Source organism: Pseudomonas sp. ATCC 13867 (assembly GCF_000349845.1).
Classification (GTDB): domain Bacteria; phylum Pseudomonadota; class Gammaproteobacteria; order Pseudomonadales; family Pseudomonadaceae; genus Pseudomonas.
This window is the reverse complement of the sequence record NC_020829.1, coordinates 4,791,667-4,808,140: the sequence shown is the minus strand read 5'-3', so window position 1 is coordinate 4,808,140 and position 16,474 is coordinate 4,791,667. Positions and strand designations below refer to the sequence as shown.

The following is a 16,474-nucleotide window of genomic DNA, read 5'->3' as shown; positions in this document are numbered from 1 at the left end:
TGTCGATGGCGATGAAGTCCCAGATATCGAAACGGTCCTGCTCGGCCTCAGGTGTCCAGTAGACTTTCATTCGTGGCCCGATGCCTGGGCCCGTCGGGCGGCGAAGGCGGCTTCGACATCATCGTTGGAACGGCCACGCCCCGCTTCCATCGAGGCACGTCCCGCCTCGACCTTCTGGCGCAGGTATTCGTCATAGTCCTGGGCCTGCCGCTGTTGGTGGATGAATTCGCGCATCATCCGGGACGCTGGGCAACCTCGGCAGCCGCCATGAAATCAGCGCGCAACTCGGGCTCAAACTTCATGGTGAATACGGCTTCTTTGGACATGGGCTGCCTCTCTGGGTGATGAAGACGTATATACCTCGTTCACTCTGTGCCATATCCCATACCAGCCGGAAGCCCTCAGCAGACCAGCGGAAGCACGCCAGAAACCGTCGAAAAAGTGTCGAAATCAATGACCGGAACAGGAAGGCGAAAATCCTGCCTGCCACTGATATTGGTCTGCATAGTGTATTGATAAACAAGGCATTTTAAGGGGCGACTCCCACTGCCTTCCGCCACTTTCCTTCCTCCGCTACATCTGGCACCACTGCTCCTCGCAGGGAATGCCGTCGCCATCGCCATCCATCTTCATGCCCGGACAACTTCTCAGGAAAGCCTTGGCCTCCGCGCAGGAGGTCATCTGCGAGCAGTACTGGCGACCGTCGCAGCGTACGTTGGGCGTTGACTCTGCCTGGGGCGCTGGCTCTGGCGAGGTGTCGGCGGGCTGGGAGCTCGTGAGCGGGGTGGGGGACGAGCGGAAGAACCGGGACTGCCAATCGGGGTTGTCCATGTATTGCCAGGCGAGCACGGCCAGGGCGGCAAGGACGATCCATTTCTTCATGGGCGGTCACCGGAGTTGTGTTGCGTGACATTCTAGCGGGCCGCTCGATTGGCTTCCTGTCGCTTCACCTCATGGGGTTCCGGCGCTTCCCGACAGCCGTGGCGGCCACGGTCTGTCGAGGTCATGCGGCGTCATTGCCCCCACATCATCCGCTGCTGCTGTGCCGAGTAGTCGTCGTTCTGCAGTTGGATGCGGGTGGGCTGGCGTTCGAGGTTGTCTTCGCCGAAGGATTCGCGCACAGGCGATTCGATGGCGCTGAAGTGGTTGTAGCGCGGGGCGTCGGCGCAGCCGACGAGGGTGATGCAGGCGAAGGTGACCACGGAGAGCTTGAGCATGGGGGAGTCCTCCTGGGGGGAGTCTCGAGAGTCGGCTGGGAGGATTAACGGCGGATTAAGGGGGACGCTTGCCACTGGCTACGGCGAGTCGAACGCGCGGCCGACAGGGACGCTGTTACGCGCGTCTGCGAGCTCCTGTCTGAGAACTCCTGGGCATTTCGTCGGACGGCGCGAACCGCGCGGGCCGCAGCGAGTCTGATGGTTATCTCAACCCCCGCCCTGGAGGGCGCCTCGATCATGAAGAAATCCCTGGTTGTAGCAATAGCCTGTGCGTTTGCGCTCGGGGCGACAGCCTTGCTGCCTGCAGACCTGTCTCCAATCGGCTCCGTCTACGCCAAAGGGAATGGCGGTGGCGGCGGTAATGGTGGTGGCAACGGCGGCGGCAATGGCGGCGGTCACGGCGGTGGCCAGGGGGGGGCCGGTCATGCGGGCGGCAAGTCCGACGGTAACTCGGGTGTCCACGGTGCGAAGAGCAACGGCAGGACCGATGGCGTAGAGCACGCCGGCAAGTCCACTCGCGACCACGGCCTGAGCGGTAACCACTACGGCAGCAGCAAGAACGACAGCAACGGGCATGGTTCGACGACTTCGTCCGTGGCCCATTCGAAGGATACCCGTGGCCTGTCCAAGGCAACGGCGATCTCCGACACCACGCCGGGTACTCACAATACCAAGGGCCTGGACAATGCTTCCGATAACTCCACGAAGAATGACCACGACGACGATTGAGTCGTCCTGCGGCCAGGGACGGCCGCTATCCCTCCTTCAGCGCACCGGAAAATCGAAATACCTCGACGGATAAGGCTCGGCCTTCAGTCGGTAATGCCACCATTCCGCGGCGTAGGGTTCGAAGCCGTGGCGCAGCATGGCCTGGCGCAGGGTTTCGCGGTTGCGGGTCTGCGTCGGTGTAATCAGTGCGGTGCCGTGTCGGGAGATGGGGCCGAAGAAGTCGAAGCGGCTGCCCATGTCCAATTCTTCCCCGGTCCTGGTCTCCACCAGCGTCAGGTCGACGGTGCTGCCGCGCGAGTGCGCTGAATGCTGGGCGATGTAGCCGTCGCGAAACAGGGTGCGCTTGTCCTGGTCCGGGTAGTAGCGGGCTTTCTGCTGAGTGTCCTGCGAGGTGGCGGCCCAGCGCCTGAAGGCTTCCACCGCGCGCTGCGGACGATAGCCGTCGAAGATTTTCAGGGACAGGCCGCTGAGCGCCAGGTCGTGTTCGACGTTTTCCAGGGCCCTGGCCGCAGGCTCGGTGAGGATGATGCGCGCGACAAGGTAGCCATCGATCGGTGCGCCGACGAAGTTGTCGTTGCCGGCGTAGCGCACGTCGTAGCGCGCGGATTTCAGGATCTGGTCGAGGTAGACGAAGCCGGGCTGGGCCGGTTGGTCGGCCTGCAGCGGCAGGCTGGCGAACAGGCACGTCAGGAGCGGCAGGCGCCAGCGTCGTGCCGCGCCTGCCTGGCTCATGGGCGCAGGGCCTGGACCCCGTCGTCATCGGGGTCGTAGTTGTCCAGGTACATGCGCTGGGCGAAGGCGTCCCGCGCGACCTGGCCTTGCAGGAGACGGGCACGGACGGTGGCCCAGTCGTCGGGCTTCAGGCGCACCATCCAGCCTTCGCCGTAGCAATCCTGGTTGATCAGCCCCGGTCGCCGCACTACGGCCTCGTTGCTGGCGAGGATGTGGCCGTCCAGCGGGCAGCGGGCGGACGAGGCGGCCTTGGCGAACTCGACCACGCCGAAGCTGCGGTCACGTTCGATGTGCCAGCCGTCGCGCTTGGGGGTGAAGGCGAAGATCTGCCCGTAGAGTGCGCAGCCATAGGCGGTGAGGCCGAGGGTGACGGCGCCGCCGGGTTCCTCGCGCAGCCAGAGGTTGTACTCGGGGGCGTAGAGGAGGTCGTCAGGAAACTCCAGGCCATGCAGCTTCATTTAAGCCTCTCGTAGGGTCTGCGCTTTGTCGATGCTGCGTCAGACGCCGCTTCGAAATGCTCATTTACGTGGATTGTGAACTCCGCTTTCTCAGCGGCGTCTTCCTTGCCTCAACTTCGCTCGACGCCTCCGAAGTGGCTTAAAGGGTCAGCACCCGGTCGTATTCGAGGATCATCCGCGCCAGCTCGCCGCCGCTGGCGATTTCGTCGACTTCCTCGATCAGCCGGCTTTCGTCGATGGCCACGCCCGGTGCGCGGCACATCAGCAGGCGCGCGCCGGCTTCCTTGGCCTGCTGGATGAAATGGCTGATGGGCTCTCCCCCCTCGGCGGCGTAGAGGTGGTCGGCGATGTCCTGGAAGGCCAGGCGCGTGCCTTCGCCGCTGAGGAACAGGGTGACCTGGGCGTCCATGCAGGCCAGTAGGGTGGCGGTGTAAAAGGGCGCCGCGCAGCGCGCCGGGGTGCTCGGGCCGCTGCCGACGATGATCAGCACCCGCTGGCGGTCAGATGGGCTCAAGGGTTTTCTCCAGTTGTACCAGGGCGATACGCCGGCCCTGTGGGTCGTCGCGCTCGACGATGGCCTGCGGCCGGTAACCCAGCCGAGTGTAGAGCAGCAGCCCGGCAGCGTTGGCGTTGAAGCAGGACACTTTCATCACCCGTGCCTTGTACTGGTCGCGGGCGAGGTTCTCCATGACTTCGATCAGGTACTGCGCCACGCCGTGCCGGCGCGCCGAGGGCGCGACCATCATGTTGCCCAGCGCGCAGTATTCGCGCGGTTGCCACTGGTAGAAGTTGGCGAAGCCCGCCGCGCGCCCGTCCAGCAGGGCGAGGGTGCTGCCGCGGCGTTCGGCCATTGCGGCGGCGAGCTGGCCGACGGTCAGCGGCCAGCTCGCCTTGGGATAGCAGTAGAAGAGCTCGTCGCGATCCTGTGGAAAGCGCACCACCTCGTCGAGGTCGCCCGCGGCGGCGGGGCGGTGGGTGAGGACTGGATGTTCCACGTGGGCTCCCGGCTCAGTGCGGCGGATACTGGGCGATGACTTTCTGCACCGTCTCGCGGATCGCCGCTTCGCGCTCGGCGGGCGTGGGCGGGCTGCTGCGCATGATCTGCTCGCCGCTGCCGCGCCAGACCAGCTTGCCGTCCTTGCCGTCGAACAGGTCGACCTGGATGGTGGCGACCTTGTAGGTGACGGTGCGGGTCTCGGCCATTGGCGGCGGGCCCCAGTAACCTCCCCAGTAGCCGTTCCAGTAGCCACCGCTGTAGGAGGTGACCTGGTCCTGGCGTTGGTCGACGATCAGGTAGGCGCGCACTCTCACGTCGCCGATATTGCCGCCCTGGGCCTGGCGCAGGCCGCGCTGGTCGAGCTGGTCGGCGACCGCCTGGCTGATGCGCTGTTCGGTGAGATCGCTCTTGATGCGCGGGTCGTCCGGGCGGTACTCGAACGACGGCTGCGCCCAGCTCCAGCTCTGGTAGCGGGAGAAGTCGCGGGTGGTGTCGTAATCGCGGCTGAGGCTGGTGGTTTCGCAGGCGGCCAGGCCCAGCATCAGGCCCAGAAGCAGTAATCGGCGGATCATGATGGAATTACTCCTGACAGAGTTCTCATCCAAGCGCAGAGTCCGCGCAAAGGCAAGCGGCAGAGCGGTCGCGCCGGGATGCCGGGGCGGGAGGCGGCATGTTCTCCTGCCGCGAGCGATCAGCCCGGCGGGTAGCCGTCCAGGGCCTTGCGCGCGGCCTCGCGCAGGGCGTTCGCCTGCTCACGCTGGCCGTCGCCGTTCTCGTATTCGGCGCTGCCGCTCCACACCTGCTGGTGGCTGCGGGTGTCGAACAGGGCGATGCGCACCACGCTGACGGTGACCACATAGGTGCGGGTGACCGGATAGTAGCCGCTGCCGTACCAGGGGTCGCCCCAGCCGCCGTAGTAGCCGCCACCGTAGTAGTCGGTGGTCTGCCGGGTGCGCTGCTCGCTGGACAGTTGCGCGCTGACGACCAGGTCCGCCGGCGCATCGCTCCGTGCCGGGCGCAGGCCGCGCTGGTCGAGGGCTTCGCTGACGGCGTCCTGCAGCGGGCCGCCGAGGCCGGCGCCGTCGGCCCAGCTCCACGAGCGATAGTGTCCGTAGTCCAGCGGCGGCGCCGGGTAGCTGCCGGGGTCGAGGCCGGGATTGGCCGCCGACGCGGGCGCCGGTGGCATTGGCAGTGAGGTGGCGGTGTACGGGTTCTGGCTCTGGCAGGCGGCCAGGGCGGCGAACAGTGGCAGGATCGGCAGGTAACGCGGCATGACGGACTCCCGCACGCCCGGACCGGTTGGCGTGCGCAACGACAACTATGCACTCAATCCTGCGGTCGGCACAGCCAGTGCAGGTAGCGGCCCAGGCCGGCGAAGGCGGGATGTCGACGGTATTGCACCTCCATCTCCACCAGGTCCAGCGGCTCGGCCTTGTGCTGGAACTCCACTGGCATGTAGTCGTGGAACACCCGCACGCCGCTACGCGCCTCGATGCGCCAGTGCCCATTCATGGCGTCTTCCAGCACGCGCGGGTCGAGCGGTTCCTGCGGGGTGAGGCTCTGGCCTTCGCCGGCGAAGCGGTTCTTGCGCAGCTTGCGGAAATGCCCCTTGAGCAGGTTGCGGTAGATCAGCGCATCGCGGTTGTAGAAGGCCAGGGACAGCCAGCCGTCGGCGCGGGTCAGCTGGTGCAGCACGGGGAGGATGGCCAGCGGTTCGGCCAGCCATTCCAGCACGGCGTGGCAGATCACCAGGTCGTAGGGCTCGTTGAGCTGGCCGAGCAGGTCCTGCCAGGGCGCCTCGATGAAGGTGGCGGGAAGGCCGGCCTCGGCGAAGCGCTGGCGTGCGCCTTCGAGCATCGGCGCGGCGGGTTCGGCGAGGGTGACGTCATGGCCGCGTCCGGCCAGCCACAGCGACATGTGGCCCAGGCCCGCGCCGATATCCAGCACGCGCAAGGGGCGGTCCGGCAGGGCTTCGGCAAGGTCGGCCTGCAGCACCGCGAGGCGGATCGCGCCCTTTGCGCCGCCGTAGATCTTCTCGGCGAAACGCGTGGCCAGTTCGTCGAAGTGGCGGTCGCCGGTCTTGGGAGGCTGGCTCACTTGGCGCCTCCTTCGATGAAGCGCCGCTCGCTGTCGGCCAGCTTGGCGCGCACCGCCTGATCCATGTCGATACCCAGCTCGGCGCACAGCAGCAGGAGGTAGAGCACGATGTCGCCGACTTCCTGCCCGGCGTGGGCGAGCTTTTCCGGCGGCAACTGACGGGATTCGTCCTCGCGCAGCCACTGGAAGATTTCCACCAGCTCGGCCATCTCCACGCTGGCGGCCATCGCCAGGTTCTTCGGGCTGTGGAAGCGGCTCCAGTCGTTGTGGTCGCGGATGGCGTGCAGGCGCGCGGTGAGTTCTTCGAGGTTCATGCAGATGGGGCTCCAACGTGAGCCCCATAGCTTCAGGCTTCGGGCGGACGCCTTCAAGCGTCGAGCGGGCTCCAACTGCCGGCCATGTGCGGCAGGTCGTCCTTGCCGCGCAGGCTGAACTGCCCGGCCGGCGCCGGTTCGCTGGCCAGCAGGCTGACCGAGGAGGGCAGCAGCACCGGCTTCTGGAAGCGCACCTCGACCCGATAGCCGGCCATCGGCAACTGCTCGCCCAGCGCCGCCAGGCTGCGCGCCTTGTTCCACAGGCCGTGGGCGATGGCGCGGGGGAAGCCGAACAGCCTGGCGCTGGCGGCGGACAGGTGGATCGGGTTGTAGTCGCCGGCGACGCGGGCATAGCGGCGGCCGATGTCCGCCTGGCAACTCCAGGCGTCGATCTGCTCCAGCGGCAGTTCGGCGTTCTCGGTACGGGCCGGCGGCGTGCCGTCCAGACGCATGCCACGGAACAGGATGCGGCTGTCGCCTTCCCAGAGCAGGCCGAGCTGGTCGTGCAGCTGGGTGATGATGCTGAAGGTCACGCCTTTTTCGTGGGGCTGCAGGTTGTCCACCCGCACGCTGACGTTGAACGGACCGAGCCCGCCCAGTGGGCGCAATACGCTGATACGGTTTTCCAGGTGCACCAGGCCCAGCAGCGGGAAGGGGAAGCGCGCGTCGGTGAGCAACCCCATCTGCAGGCCGAAGGCCAGGATGTGCGGGTAGGTGGGCGGCAGCAGGTGGTTGTCGGCGAAGCCGCAGACCTTGCGATAGCGCTCCAGGTGCTTCGGATCGACCGTGACCGGGCAACGCAGGCCGCGGGTCGGCAGGCTGCGGCCACGCACGCCGCGGCGCACGGCAGCGCGGACGAACAGGCCGGTGAGGGCGGGGGGAGCGGACAGGTCGAGCCAATCGCGGGACATCGGGTATCTCCTGACGAGTATTCAATCAGCTTAGCCGCCGCTCACCGGCGGGCATTGGCCGTGGTTTCGCGGCGTGCGGCAGGCAAGTCAATCTGACCGTCCGATTGCTCGGAGATTTCGTTCAAGTGCCGTCCTGATTCTCTTGAGGGGCGACAGGAAAGCTGCCTAAGATGGGCCCGCCTCATGGATAACTAGAAAAAACACCATGCGTGATCTGACCGACGATGTGGCGCTGATGCGCCCGGTGATCGACGCCCTGCGCGCCAGCGGCACCGACCCCGACCGCGTCCTGGCGCGCGTCGGCCTGCCCGCTGGCAGCCTGCCCGCCGGACGTTTCCCCCACAGCGCCCAGAACCTGTTCTGGAAAGCCGCCGCCGAAGAGTGCGGCCAGGAGCACGTCGGCCTCTACCTGGCCGGCCACCTGCCGGCGTTCCACGGTTTGCTGCTGGAGTACCTGTTCCTCTCCAGCGCGACCTTCGGCGAGGGCCTGCGCCATGCCCTGCGCTATGTGCGCCTGCTCTCCGACACCCTCAATGCCCGCCTGGAAATCGAGGGCGAGCGCGCCGTGCTGCTGCTCGGCCATACGGCCGGGACCAACCGGCACTTCCCGGAAATGCTCGCAGGCGCGGTGGTCCGTCTGTTCCACGCCCTCACCGAGGGCGATTTCAATCCCCATGAAGTGCAACTGATGCACGAAGAAGGCGCGCCCGCCGAGCGCTACCGTGAGGTCTACGGTTGCCCGGCCGTGCTGGGCGCCGAGCGCTACGCCCTGGTGTTCGACGCCGCGGTGCTGGACAAGCCTTCGCGCCACGCCGCCCCCGAGCTGCTGCGCATGCACGAGTCGCTGGCGCGCCGGCAACTGGCGGAGGTCGAGCGCCTGGACCTGGTGCGCAAGGTGCGCGAACTGATCGGCGTGCTGCTGGTGGACGGCGGTGCGACGCTGGAGCAGGTCGCCGCCCGCCTGGACATGCCGGCCCGCCGCCTGCGCGAGCGCCTGGCGATGGCCGGGGTGCGCTTCAACGATCTGGTCACCGACTATCGCTGCCGCCTGGCCAAGGAGCTGCTGCTCAAGACCGACGAGCGCATCGAGGTGATCGTCGAACGCACCGGTTTCTCCGAGCCGAGCACCTTCTACCGCGCCTTCAAGCGCTGGGTCGGCGAGACCCCGGTGGAGTTTCGCCGCCGTGGCCGTCCGCAGACGCCGGCGGAGTGATCGAATACCTTCGAGTGGACTGCTGAGTAGGCTTTGCGCGCCTTTCCCAGTCCAAGGAGTTCTCGATGCGAAGCCGAATCCGTCATGCCCTGCTGTGCAGTGTCGTTCTGTTGGGCAGCCAACAGGCGCTGGCCGGTGAAATGGGCGAAACGGCCTTTTCCCGCCTGGACCGCGATGCCAATGGCTATATCGAGGCCAGTGACATGGCGGCGATGCGTGAACGCATGTTCCATCGGCTGGACCGTGACCAGAGCGGTTTTCTCAGCCGCGAGGAACTGACCCCGCCGAGCCAGAGCAGCCACCCGGCGCCGAATGCCGTGGTCTGGCCGGACAAGGATGGCGACGGCAAGGTCAGCATCACGGAGTTCCTGGCCCAGGAACCGGCGCTGATCCTGCGCGGCGATCGCGATGGCGATCACCGGTTGAGCGCGCAGGAGTTCCAGCAGTTGATTGCGGCGCATGGACGGTGAGTGCGGTGGCGGAATAGTCCCGGGCTGAGTTCGACTGCGGAAGGCGATGCTTGCGTAGGAGCGGAGCTTCTCCGCGAAATCCCGGCGAAGCCGGGGCAGTCGTTGTGGCCGGCCTTGCGGCGGGATCGCGGATAACTCCGCTCCTGCAACAGCCGATTCACCCCGAGACGGTTTGAGAGGTGAATCGGCGTACAACCGCGAACGGTTGTACGCCCTACGCGGTCAGGCGCCCAGCAGGCTCTGCCCGCACACCCGCAGCACCTGCCCGCTCACCGCGCCCGAGCCCGGCTGAGCGAACCAGGCCACGGCTTCGGCGACATCCTGCGGCAGGCCGCCCTGGCCCATCGAATTCATGCGCCGGCCGGCCTCGCGGATGGTCAGCGGAATGGCAGCGGTCATCTGGGTCTCGATGAAACCCGGCGCCACCGCGTTGATGCTGATGCCCTTCTTGCCCAGCGCCGGCGCCCAGGCCTGCGCCAGGCCGATCAGGCCGGCCTTGCTCACCGCATAGTTGGTCTGGCCCATGTTGCCGGCGATGCCGCTGATGGAGGCGAGCAGCACCACGCGGCCGTCGTCGTGCAGCTTGCCGGCATCCAGCAGGGCCTGGGTCAGCACCTGCGGGGCCTTGAGGTTCACGTCGATCACCGAGTTCCAGAACGCCTCGCTCATCTTGGCGACGGTCTTGTCGCGGGTGATGCCGGCGTTGTGCACCACGATGTCGACGCCATCGGGTAGTGCCTCCACCAGTTGCGCGCCGGCGTCGGCGGCGCAGATGTCCAGCGCCACGCCACGGCCGCCCAGGCGCGCGGCCAGCGCATCGAGGGCATCCTTGGCCGGCGGTACGTCCAGCAGCACCACGTCGGCGCCGTCGCGGGCGAGGGTTTCGGCAATCGCCGCGCCGATGCCACGGGCGGCGCCGGTCACCAGCGCGCGCTTGCCCACCAGCGGGCGGCTCCAGTCCTGCACCTGCTGGCCGTAGGCGGACAGGCGCACCACCTGCCCGGACACATAGGCGCTCTTGGGTGAGAGGAAGAAGCGCAGCGCACCTTCGAGCTGGTCCTCGGCGCCCTTGCCGACGTACACCAGTTGCACGTTGCCACCGCGGCGGATTTCCTTGCCCAGGGAGCGGCTGAAGCCTTCCAGGCTGCGCTGCACGCTGGCGGCGATGGGGTCTTTCAGCGATTCCGGCGCGCGGCCGAGGATCACCACGTGAGGGCACTTGTCCAGGCCCTTGAGCGCGCCCTGGAAGAAGGTGCGCAGCTCGATCGTCTGCTCGAAGCGGGTCAGGCCGCTGGCGTCGAAGACGATGGCCTTGAGCTTGGGGCCATGCTCGGCGGTCCAGCGCGACAGGCCGTACTGGCCTTCGGCGAAGGCGAACAGCGCGTCGGTCAGGCGTTCGGCGAACGGTAGCAGCGCCTCGTTCAGGTTGCCCACGCCGCCCAGCAGCAGCGCTCCGTCCACCGGCCGCGTGCGCCCGGCGCTCCAGCGCTCCAGACGGACCGGCGCGGGCAGGCCGAGGGCGCCGACCAGGCGGCGGCCGACGTTGGAGTTGGCGAAGGCAATGTAGCGATCGGTCATGGAACGGGCTCCTGCACGGATTCTCGAAGTGGGATCACTTTACGCAGCCGCCGGATCGGCGCAATTGACCGTGCTGACCTGTGCGACGGCGGGGCGGCCAATGCGGCACAAGCGGCTAAGGTTAGCCTTGAGCGCACTTCAACGCTCATTTCAGGAGCCCTGCATGACCCAATTGCGCCGGGTCGCCATCGTCGGCGGCAACCGTATTCCCTTCGCCCGCTCCAACACCGTGTATTCCACGGCGAGCAACCAGGAGATGCTGACCTGTGCGCTGGACGGCCTGATCGAGCGCTACAAGCTGCACGGCGAGCGCCTGGGCGAGGTGGTCGCCGGCGCGGTGCTCAAGCATTCGCGCGACTTCAACCTGACCCGCGAATGCGTGCTCGGCACCCGCCTGGCGCCGGAAACCCCGGCCTACGACATCCAGCAGGCCTGCGGCACCGGCCTGGAAGCGGCCATTCTCGTCGCCAACAAGATCGCCCTGGGGCAGATCGAGTGTGGCATCGCCGGCGGCGTGGACACCACCTCCGACGCGCCCATCGGCGTCAACGAAGGGCTGCGCAGGATTTTGCTGGAGGCCAATCGCGGCAAGTCCAACGGCGAGAAGATCAAGAGCCTGCTGAAGATTCGCCCGCGTCACTTGATGCCGCACATCCCGAGGAACGGCGAGCCGCGCACCGGGCTGTCGATGGGCGAGCACTGCGAGCAGATGGCGCAGACCTGGGCCATCCCGCGCGACGAGCAGGACAAGCTGGCTTTCGAGAGCCACCACAAGCTGGCCGCCGCCTACGACGAGGGCTGGCAGAACGACCTGATGACGCCGTTCCGCGGCCTGGTGCGCGACCAGAACCTGCGCCCGGACATCAACCTGGAGAAGATCGGCACCCTCAAGCCGGTGTTCGAACGCGGCTCGCGCGGCACGCTGACGGCGGCCAACTCCACGCCGCTGACCGATGGCGCCTCCGTGGTGCTGCTGGCCAGCGAGGAGTGGGCCAAGGAACGCGGCCTGCCGATCCTGGCGTACTTCAAGGATGGCGAAGCGGCGGCGGTGGATTTCGTCGGCGGCCACGAGGGCCTGCTGATGGCGCCGGTCTACGCAGTGCCGCGCCTGCTGGCGCGTAACGGCCTGAGCCTGCAGGACTTCGATTTCTATGAGATTCACGAAGCCTTCGCCGCCCAGGTGCTGTGCACCCTCAAGGCCTGGGAGGACGCGGAGTACTGCAAGGAGCGCCTGGGACTGGATGCGCCGCTGGGCTCCATCGACCGCAGCAAGCTCAATGTGAAGGGCAGCTCGCTGGCCGCCGGTCACCCGTTCGCGGCCACGGGCGGACGCATCATCGCCAACCTGGCCAAGCTGCTGGATGGCGCCGGCAAGGGACGCGGATTGATCTCGATTTGCGCGGCGGGCGGCCAAGGTGTGACCGCGATCGTAGAAAAGTAATCCAATACACCGGGGCGGCCCTGGTCGCCCCCACGATGTAGCAACTCCGTGACTTCAGGCGGTGCCGCGCAAGCGGCGCCGCCTTTTTTTATCTGCAGATTGCAGAACCTGTAGGAGCGAGCTTGCTCGCGAACCGCCCTGGCTTTGGAGCCGACCGGTGTTCGCGAGCAAGCTCGCTCCTACAACAAACCGGCAATCGCGGGATTTATCCGCTCCTACGAAAATTCCGTGCGCAAGAAGTCCGCAACGTAGGGCGGATAACCTGGAACGGCCAATAACGCTGGCGCGTTATGCGTCCTGCGAAGAGGCGGCAGCTCAACCGTCCTGCAGCATCGCCGGATGCACGCGCGCGGAGAACGGCGTGGACAGCACCAGCGAGGTCCTGCTGGTGCCGAATTGCGCCAGGCGGTCGATCAGCTCTTCCAGCTCGCGGGTGCAGCTCACCGCGACCTTGAGCATCACGCAGGCCTCGCCGGTGATGCGGTAGCAATCGATGATCTGCGGGATTTCCAGCAGCGGGTCGAGCATGGTCTTGCTGCGATGGTCGTTCAGGCGCATCTCGATCAGGCACTGGATCGAGCGGCCCATCTTCGACAGGTCTACGCTGGCGTGGTAGCCAGTGATCACCCCGTCCGCCTCCAGGCGCGCCACGCGGTCGGCCACCGCCGGTGGCGAGAGGTTGATGCGCCGGGCCAGTTCGGCAAAGGACATCCGGCCATCTTCCAGCAGGGCGGCGAGCAGGGCGCGGTCGTATTTGTCCATCGGGGTAACCTCGGCTTTGGGGCGATATTCGATTCAACGGAAAGTCGCCTGAAAATCCATCGAATGAAAAGTGTTATGCCTGCTTTGGCGTTGTCTGTGCCTTATCCAGCGCTATCGGCCCCCATAAAATGAAGCGCTCCGCCTGCCTTGTCGAGCCTTTCCCATGACCACGATGCCCATGCCCAGAGCCCGCGTCTCCCTGACCCTGATCGCCGCATTCTTCGCCCTGTATTTCATCTGGGGCTCGACCTACCTGGTGATCCGCATCGGCGTCGAGTCCTGGCCGCCGATGTTGATGGCGGGCTGCCGCTTCATCATCGCCGGGACAATCCTGTTCGCCTGGATGCTCTGGCGCGGCGCACCGTTGCCCAGTTTCAGGCAGTGGCTGTCGGCGGGTGCCATCGGCATCCTCCTGCTCAGTTGCGGCAACGGCGGGGTGACGGTCGCCGAGCACTGGGGCGTGGCCTCGGGCGTGGCGGCGCTGGCGGTGGCCACGGTGCCGCTGTTCACCCTGGTGTTCGGGCGCTTCTTCGGCAACAAGACCAATGCGCTGGAGTGGGCCGGCATCGCCCTGGGGCTGTTCGGCATCGTCCTGCTCAACCTCGGCTCCAACCTGCAGGGCAGTCCGGCGGGCGCGGCGCTGATCATCTTCGCGGCGGCCACCTGGGCCTTCGGTTCGGTGTGGAGCCGGCGCCTGTCGCTGCCGGCCGGTCCGATGGCCAGTGCGGTGGAAATGCTGGTGGGCGGTGGGGTGCTGCTGCTGGGCAGTCTCCTCAGCGGCGAGCGCATGACCCAGATGCCGACGGCGGCCGGCTGGGGCGCGCTGGCGTACCTGGTGGTGTTCGGCTCGATCATCGCCTTCAGCGCCTACATGTACCTGCTGGCCAACGTGCGGCCGGCGGCGGCCACCAGCTACGCCTACGTCAACCCGGCGGTGGCGGTGATGCTTGGCGTGATGTTCGCCGGCGAGCACATCGGCCTGGCGGAGTCCCTGGCGATGGCGGTGATCATCAGCGCCGTGGTGCTGATCGGCCTGCCGCAGTGGCGGCGCCAGGGCGCGGCATGAGCTAGGCCAGATAGGTTATTTCGCGCGTTTCGCCAAGGTATGAAACGGTCTCCGCAGGGAGGTCGTTTTCCTTTCTCAAGTACACCCACGCGCCAGTCGTCCAGGCGCTGACCGACAACGAGTGGGGGACAAACCGTTCTGAGGGTTCCTGTGTAGGAGCGAGCTTGCTCGCGAACCACATAACGCTGGTGCCATGCCAGAATCCGTTCGCGAGCAAGCTCGCTCCTGCAGGAGTACCCCGCGTCATTTATTTCCCGCCATCCCCCTGACTTGCGGCAACGAAGCCGCACCCCAGACCGCATTCGTCGCCATTCTGGGTCGCAGCCGCAGGCTCACTGTCCTACGCTTTGGCAGTTCCGCTTCATTATGAGACTGCCTACATGCAAGAAAGGATTCCCGACGAGTCCAACCTCGCCGAGCTGACGGTTCGCGGCCTGATCCTCGGCGCGCTGATCACCGTGGTGTTCACTGCCTCCAACGTGTACCTCGGCCTCAAGGTCGGTCTGACCTTCGCTTCGTCGATCCCCGCGGCGGTCATCTCGATGGCCGTGCTGCGCTACTTCTCCGGCTCCAACATCCTCGAGAACAACATGGTGCAGACCCAGGCCTCGGCGGCCGGCACCCTGTCCTCGATCATCTTCATCCTGCCCGGCCTGCTGATGATCGGCTACTGGAGCGGCTTCCCGTTCTGGCAGACCGCGGCGATCTGTTCCATCGGCGGCATCCTCGGCGTGCTCTACACCATTCCGCTGCGGCGGGTGATGGTGGTGCAGAGCAACCTGCCGTACCCCGAAGGCGTGGCGGCGGCGGAGATCCTGCGGGTCGGCAGCCATGACGAGGAACAGGAAAAGGCCGGCAAGTCCGCGAAGTCCGGCGGCCCGGGGCTGCGCGATATCCTCGCCGGCGGCTTGGTCGCGGCGGCTTTCAGCCTGCTCAGCAGCGGCTTCAAGGTGCTCGCCGAGGGCTTCAGTTTCTGGCTCAGCGCCGGGCAAGCGGCCTTCCGCCTGTCCACCGGGTTCTCCCTGGCGCTGGTCGGCGCCGGCTACCTGATGGGCATCACCGCCGGCATCGCCATCCTCATCGGCGTGGTGATCGCCTGGGGCGTGGCGGTGCCGCTGCTCTCGGTGAACAGTGTGCTGGCCGCCGGGCAGAGCCTGCCGGAGCTGGCCACCAAGCTGTGGAGCAGCCAGGTGCGCTTCCTCGGCGCCGGCACCATCGGCATTGCCGCGCTGTGGACCCTGGCCACCCTGTTCAAGCCGATGGTGCAGGGCGTCTGGTCGTCGCTCAGCGCAGTGCGCGGTCGCGGCGAAGTGAGTGACCTGCGTACCGAACAGGACCTCTCGGCCAAGTGGATCGTGACCATCGCCGCCGTCCTGCTGGTGGCGCTGTTCGGAGTGTTCGCCGCCTTCCTCGGCGAGGCCGCGCCGGACCTGCGCGGGTTCGCCTTCTGGGGCCTGGTGGCGGTCTGCGTGATCTTCGCCTTCTTCTTCGGCTTCCTGATCGCCGCCGCCTGCGGCTACATGGCCGGCCTGGTGGGATCTTCCAGCAGCCCGATCTCCGGCATCGGCATCATCGCGGTGATCCTGGTGTCGCTGCTGATCCTCGGCGTCGGTTCCCTGGAGGACGGCTTCCTGGCGTTGGAAGGCGGCAAGCTCGCCATTGCCCTGGCGCTATTCACCACCTCGGTAGTGATCGCCATCGCGGCGATCTCCAATGACAACCTGCAGGACCTGAAGACCGGCTACCTGGTCGGCGCGACCCCGTGGCGGCAGCAGGTGGCGCTGATCGTCGGCTGCCTGGTGGGTGCCCTGGTGATCCCGCCGGTGCTGGAACTGCTGTTCAACGCCTACGGCTTCACCGGCGCCCTGCCGCGCGAGGGCATGGACCCGAACGCCGCGCTGGCCGCGCCGCAGGCGACGCTGATGACGGCGATTGCCAGCGGGATTTTCCACAACGCGCTGAACTGGAACATGATCCTCATCGGCGTGGCGCTGGGCATCGCGCTGATCCTGGTGGACGTGCTGCTGCGCCGTACCGGCAAGGCCAGCCTGCCGGTGCTGGCGGTGGGCCTGGGCATCTACCTGCCGCCGACCATCGGCATGACCCTGGTGGTCGGTGCGGTGCTGGCCTGGCTGCTGGAATCGGCACTGAAGAAGCGCGCCCTGGCGGCCGGCATCAACGAGGAGAAATTCTCCGACGAACCCAGGCGCCGTGGCGTGCTGCTGGCGTCCGGCCTGATCGTCGGCGAGAGCCTGATGGGTATCTTTCTCGCCGGGGTGATCGGCACCACCGGCAAGGATGCGCCCCTGGCGCTGGTCGGCGCCGGCTTCGAGGACACCGCGCAATGGCTGGGCCTGGTGGTGTTCGTGGCGATCTGCGTGCTGTTCTACCGCAAGGTGCTCACCGGCACGCGCGGCTGATCCCGAGCGGTGATGCGAAGGCGCCTGCGGGCGCCTTTCGCATTTGGGTTTTTCGTAGGAGCGAGCTTG

The 16,474-nt window shown here is 66.8% G+C and carries 19 protein-coding genes and 1 pseudogene; 6 read left to right on the top strand and 14 right to left on the bottom strand.

The genetic code is table 11. The features are described from left to right. Nucleotides 1-66: 66 nt before the first annotated feature. From H681_RS21580 to H681_RS21570, 3 genes and pseudogenes are all read right to left on the bottom strand, one after another. Nucleotides 67-326: pseudogene (locus tag H681_RS21580) on the bottom strand (antitoxin of toxin-antitoxin stability system). A 247-nt stretch (nucleotides 327-573) separates the two neighbouring features. Further along, on the bottom strand, nucleotides 574-882 hold the full coding sequence (locus H681_RS21575) for an excalibur calcium-binding domain-containing protein (protein ID WP_015479014.1): 309 nt from the start codon (nucleotides 880-882) through the stop codon (nucleotides 574-576). 131 nt (nucleotides 883-1,013) lie between these two features. Further along, nucleotides 1,014-1,217, bottom strand: a complete 204-nt coding sequence (locus H681_RS21570) for a hypothetical protein (RefSeq protein WP_015479013.1) — start codon at nucleotides 1,215-1,217, stop codon at nucleotides 1,014-1,016. Between the two features lie 237 nt (nucleotides 1,218-1,454). Between H681_RS21570 and H681_RS21565 the strand changes: the two genes are divergently transcribed. Continuing rightward, nucleotides 1,455-1,946, top strand: coding sequence for a hypothetical protein (locus H681_RS21565; protein WP_041712735.1), 492 nt, complete (start codon nucleotides 1,455-1,457; stop codon nucleotides 1,944-1,946). Between the two features lie 36 nt (nucleotides 1,947-1,982). Here H681_RS21565 and H681_RS21560 read toward each other — a convergent pair whose 3' ends face one another. The 9 genes from H681_RS21560 to H681_RS21520 all read right to left on the bottom strand — a co-directional run bounded on the left by H681_RS21560 (nucleotide 1,983) and on the right by H681_RS21520 (nucleotide 7,455). Continuing rightward, the gene (locus tag H681_RS21560; protein WP_015479011.1) at nucleotides 1,983-2,678 is read right to left on the bottom strand and encodes a M15 family metallopeptidase; all 696 of its coding nucleotides are present in this window, start codon (nucleotides 2,676-2,678) and stop codon (nucleotides 1,983-1,985) included. Continuing rightward, complete coding sequence (locus tag H681_RS21555; RefSeq protein WP_015479010.1) at nucleotides 2,675-3,136, bottom strand: glycine cleavage system protein H; 462 nt, start codon at nucleotides 3,134-3,136, stop codon at nucleotides 2,675-2,677. Before H681_RS21555 ends, H681_RS21560 begins: the two co-directional genes overlap by 4 nt. A 139-nt stretch (nucleotides 3,137-3,275) precedes the next feature. Next, nucleotides 3,276-3,650 (bottom strand): DsrE family protein, encoded by a 375-nt coding sequence (locus tag H681_RS21550; protein ID WP_015479009.1) that lies wholly within the window; start codon nucleotides 3,648-3,650, stop codon nucleotides 3,276-3,278. Then, complete coding sequence (locus H681_RS21545; RefSeq protein ID WP_015479008.1) at nucleotides 3,637-4,131, bottom strand: GNAT family N-acetyltransferase; 495 nt, start codon at nucleotides 4,129-4,131, stop codon at nucleotides 3,637-3,639. Before H681_RS21545 ends, H681_RS21550 begins: the two co-directional genes overlap by 14 nt. 13 nt (nucleotides 4,132-4,144) lie before the next feature. Further along, nucleotides 4,145-4,705 carry a DUF4136 domain-containing protein gene (locus H681_RS21540; protein WP_015479007.1) on the bottom strand — a complete coding sequence of 187 codons (561 nt, stop codon included), beginning with the start codon at nucleotides 4,703-4,705 and terminating at the stop codon, nucleotides 4,145-4,147. A 119-nt stretch (nucleotides 4,706-4,824) separates the two neighbouring features. Continuing rightward, complete coding sequence (locus H681_RS21535) at nucleotides 4,825-5,406, bottom strand: DUF4136 domain-containing protein (RefSeq protein WP_015479006.1); 582 nt, start codon at nucleotides 5,404-5,406, stop codon at nucleotides 4,825-4,827. Nucleotides 5,407-5,459: 53 nt separating this feature from the next. Next, nucleotides 5,460-6,230 (bottom strand): methyltransferase, encoded by a 771-nt coding sequence (locus H681_RS21530; protein WP_015479005.1) that lies wholly within the window; start codon nucleotides 6,228-6,230, stop codon nucleotides 5,460-5,462. After that, the gene (locus H681_RS21525; RefSeq protein ID WP_015479004.1) at nucleotides 6,227-6,544 is read right to left on the bottom strand and encodes a nucleotide pyrophosphohydrolase; all 318 of its coding nucleotides are present in this window, start codon (nucleotides 6,542-6,544) and stop codon (nucleotides 6,227-6,229) included. Before H681_RS21525 ends, H681_RS21530 begins: the two co-directional genes overlap by 4 nt. A 53-nt stretch (nucleotides 6,545-6,597) precedes the next feature. Continuing rightward, complete coding sequence (locus H681_RS21520) at nucleotides 6,598-7,455, bottom strand: MaoC family dehydratase (RefSeq protein WP_015479003.1); 858 nt, start codon at nucleotides 7,453-7,455, stop codon at nucleotides 6,598-6,600. Between the two features lie 205 nt (nucleotides 7,456-7,660). On the opposite strand from H681_RS21520, the gene H681_RS21515 reads away from it, so the two are divergent. Together H681_RS21515 and H681_RS21510 are read left to right on the top strand one after the other, a co-directional pair. Further along, nucleotides 7,661-8,668, top strand: coding sequence for an AraC family transcriptional regulator (locus tag H681_RS21515; protein ID WP_015479002.1), 1,008 nt, complete (start codon nucleotides 7,661-7,663; stop codon nucleotides 8,666-8,668). A 65-nt stretch (nucleotides 8,669-8,733) separates the two neighbouring features. Further along, nucleotides 8,734-9,138 (top strand): EF-hand domain-containing protein, encoded by a 405-nt coding sequence (locus H681_RS21510; RefSeq protein WP_015479001.1) that lies wholly within the window; start codon nucleotides 8,734-8,736, stop codon nucleotides 9,136-9,138. Between the two features lie 222 nt (nucleotides 9,139-9,360). On the opposite strand, the gene H681_RS21505 is transcribed toward H681_RS21510, so the two are convergent. After that, on the bottom strand, nucleotides 9,361-10,716 hold the full coding sequence (locus H681_RS21505) for a 3-oxoacyl-ACP reductase (RefSeq protein ID WP_015479000.1): 1,356 nt from the start codon (nucleotides 10,714-10,716) through the stop codon (nucleotides 9,361-9,363). Nucleotides 10,717-10,879: 163 nt separating this feature from the next. Here H681_RS21505 and H681_RS21500 point away from each other — a divergent pair, with 163 nt between their 5' ends. Beyond that, complete coding sequence (locus H681_RS21500; RefSeq protein WP_015478999.1) at nucleotides 10,880-12,157, top strand: acetyl-CoA C-acetyltransferase; 1,278 nt, start codon at nucleotides 10,880-10,882, stop codon at nucleotides 12,155-12,157. A gap of 315 nt (nucleotides 12,158-12,472) precedes the next feature. On the opposite strand, the gene H681_RS21495 is transcribed toward H681_RS21500, so the two are convergent. After that, complete coding sequence (locus H681_RS21495; RefSeq protein ID WP_015478998.1) at nucleotides 12,473-12,919, bottom strand: Lrp/AsnC family transcriptional regulator; 447 nt, start codon at nucleotides 12,917-12,919, stop codon at nucleotides 12,473-12,475. 178 nt (nucleotides 12,920-13,097) lie between these two features. Between H681_RS21495 and yedA the strand changes: the two genes are divergently transcribed. Both yedA and H681_RS21480 read left to right on the top strand, forming a co-directional pair. Continuing rightward, nucleotides 13,098-13,985: a drug/metabolite exporter YedA gene (yedA, locus tag H681_RS21490; RefSeq protein ID WP_015478997.1), complete on the top strand. Its 888-nt coding sequence runs from the start codon at nucleotides 13,098-13,100 to the stop codon at nucleotides 13,983-13,985. A 380-nt stretch (nucleotides 13,986-14,365) separates the two neighbouring features. After that, nucleotides 14,366-16,405 carry an OPT family oligopeptide transporter gene (locus H681_RS21480; protein ID WP_015478996.1) on the top strand — a complete coding sequence of 680 codons (2,040 nt, stop codon included), beginning with the start codon at nucleotides 14,366-14,368 and terminating at the stop codon, nucleotides 16,403-16,405. The last annotated feature ends 69 nt before the right edge of the window (nucleotides 16,406-16,474 follow it).

Coding starts and splice junctions, on each gene's coding strand:
- H681_RS21575 (WP_015479014.1), bottom strand. CDS start 882: ATGAAGAAATGGATCGTCCTTGCCGCCCTGGCCGTGCTCGCCTGGCAA.
- H681_RS21570 (WP_015479013.1), bottom strand. CDS start 1,217: ATGCTCAAGCTCTCCGTGGTCACCTTCGCCTGCATCACCCTCGTCGGC.
- H681_RS21565 (WP_041712735.1), top strand. CDS start 1,455: ATGAAGAAATCCCTGGTTGTAGCAATAGCCTGTGCGTTTGCGCTCGGG.
- H681_RS21560 (WP_015479011.1), bottom strand. CDS start 2,678: ATGAGCCAGGCAGGCGCGGCACGACGCTGGCGCCTGCCGCTCCTGACG.
- H681_RS21555 (WP_015479010.1), bottom strand. CDS start 3,136: ATGAAGCTGCATGGCCTGGAGTTTCCTGACGACCTCCTCTACGCCCCC.
- H681_RS21540 (WP_015479007.1), bottom strand. CDS start 4,705: ATGATCCGCCGATTACTGCTTCTGGGCCTGATGCTGGGCCTGGCCGCC.
- H681_RS21535 (WP_015479006.1), bottom strand. CDS start 5,406: ATGCCGCGTTACCTGCCGATCCTGCCACTGTTCGCCGCCCTGGCCGCC.
- H681_RS21525 (WP_015479004.1), bottom strand. CDS start 6,544: ATGAACCTCGAAGAACTCACCGCGCGCCTGCACGCCATCCGCGACCAC.
- H681_RS21520 (WP_015479003.1), bottom strand. CDS start 7,455: ATGTCCCGCGATTGGCTCGACCTGTCCGCTCCCCCCGCCCTCACCGGC.
- H681_RS21515 (WP_015479002.1), top strand. CDS start 7,661: ATGCGTGATCTGACCGACGATGTGGCGCTGATGCGCCCGGTGATCGAC.
- H681_RS21510 (WP_015479001.1), top strand. CDS start 8,734: ATGCGAAGCCGAATCCGTCATGCCCTGCTGTGCAGTGTCGTTCTGTTG.
- H681_RS21505 (WP_015479000.1), bottom strand. CDS start 10,716: ATGACCGATCGCTACATTGCCTTCGCCAACTCCAACGTCGGCCGCCGC.
- H681_RS21500 (WP_015478999.1), top strand. CDS start 10,880: ATGACCCAATTGCGCCGGGTCGCCATCGTCGGCGGCAACCGTATTCCC.
- H681_RS21495 (WP_015478998.1), bottom strand. CDS start 12,919: ATGGACAAATACGACCGCGCCCTGCTCGCCGCCCTGCTGGAAGATGGC.
- yedA (WP_015478997.1), top strand. CDS start 13,098: ATGCCCAGAGCCCGCGTCTCCCTGACCCTGATCGCCGCATTCTTCGCC.
- H681_RS21480 (WP_015478996.1), top strand. CDS start 14,366: ATGCAAGAAAGGATTCCCGACGAGTCCAACCTCGCCGAGCTGACGGTT.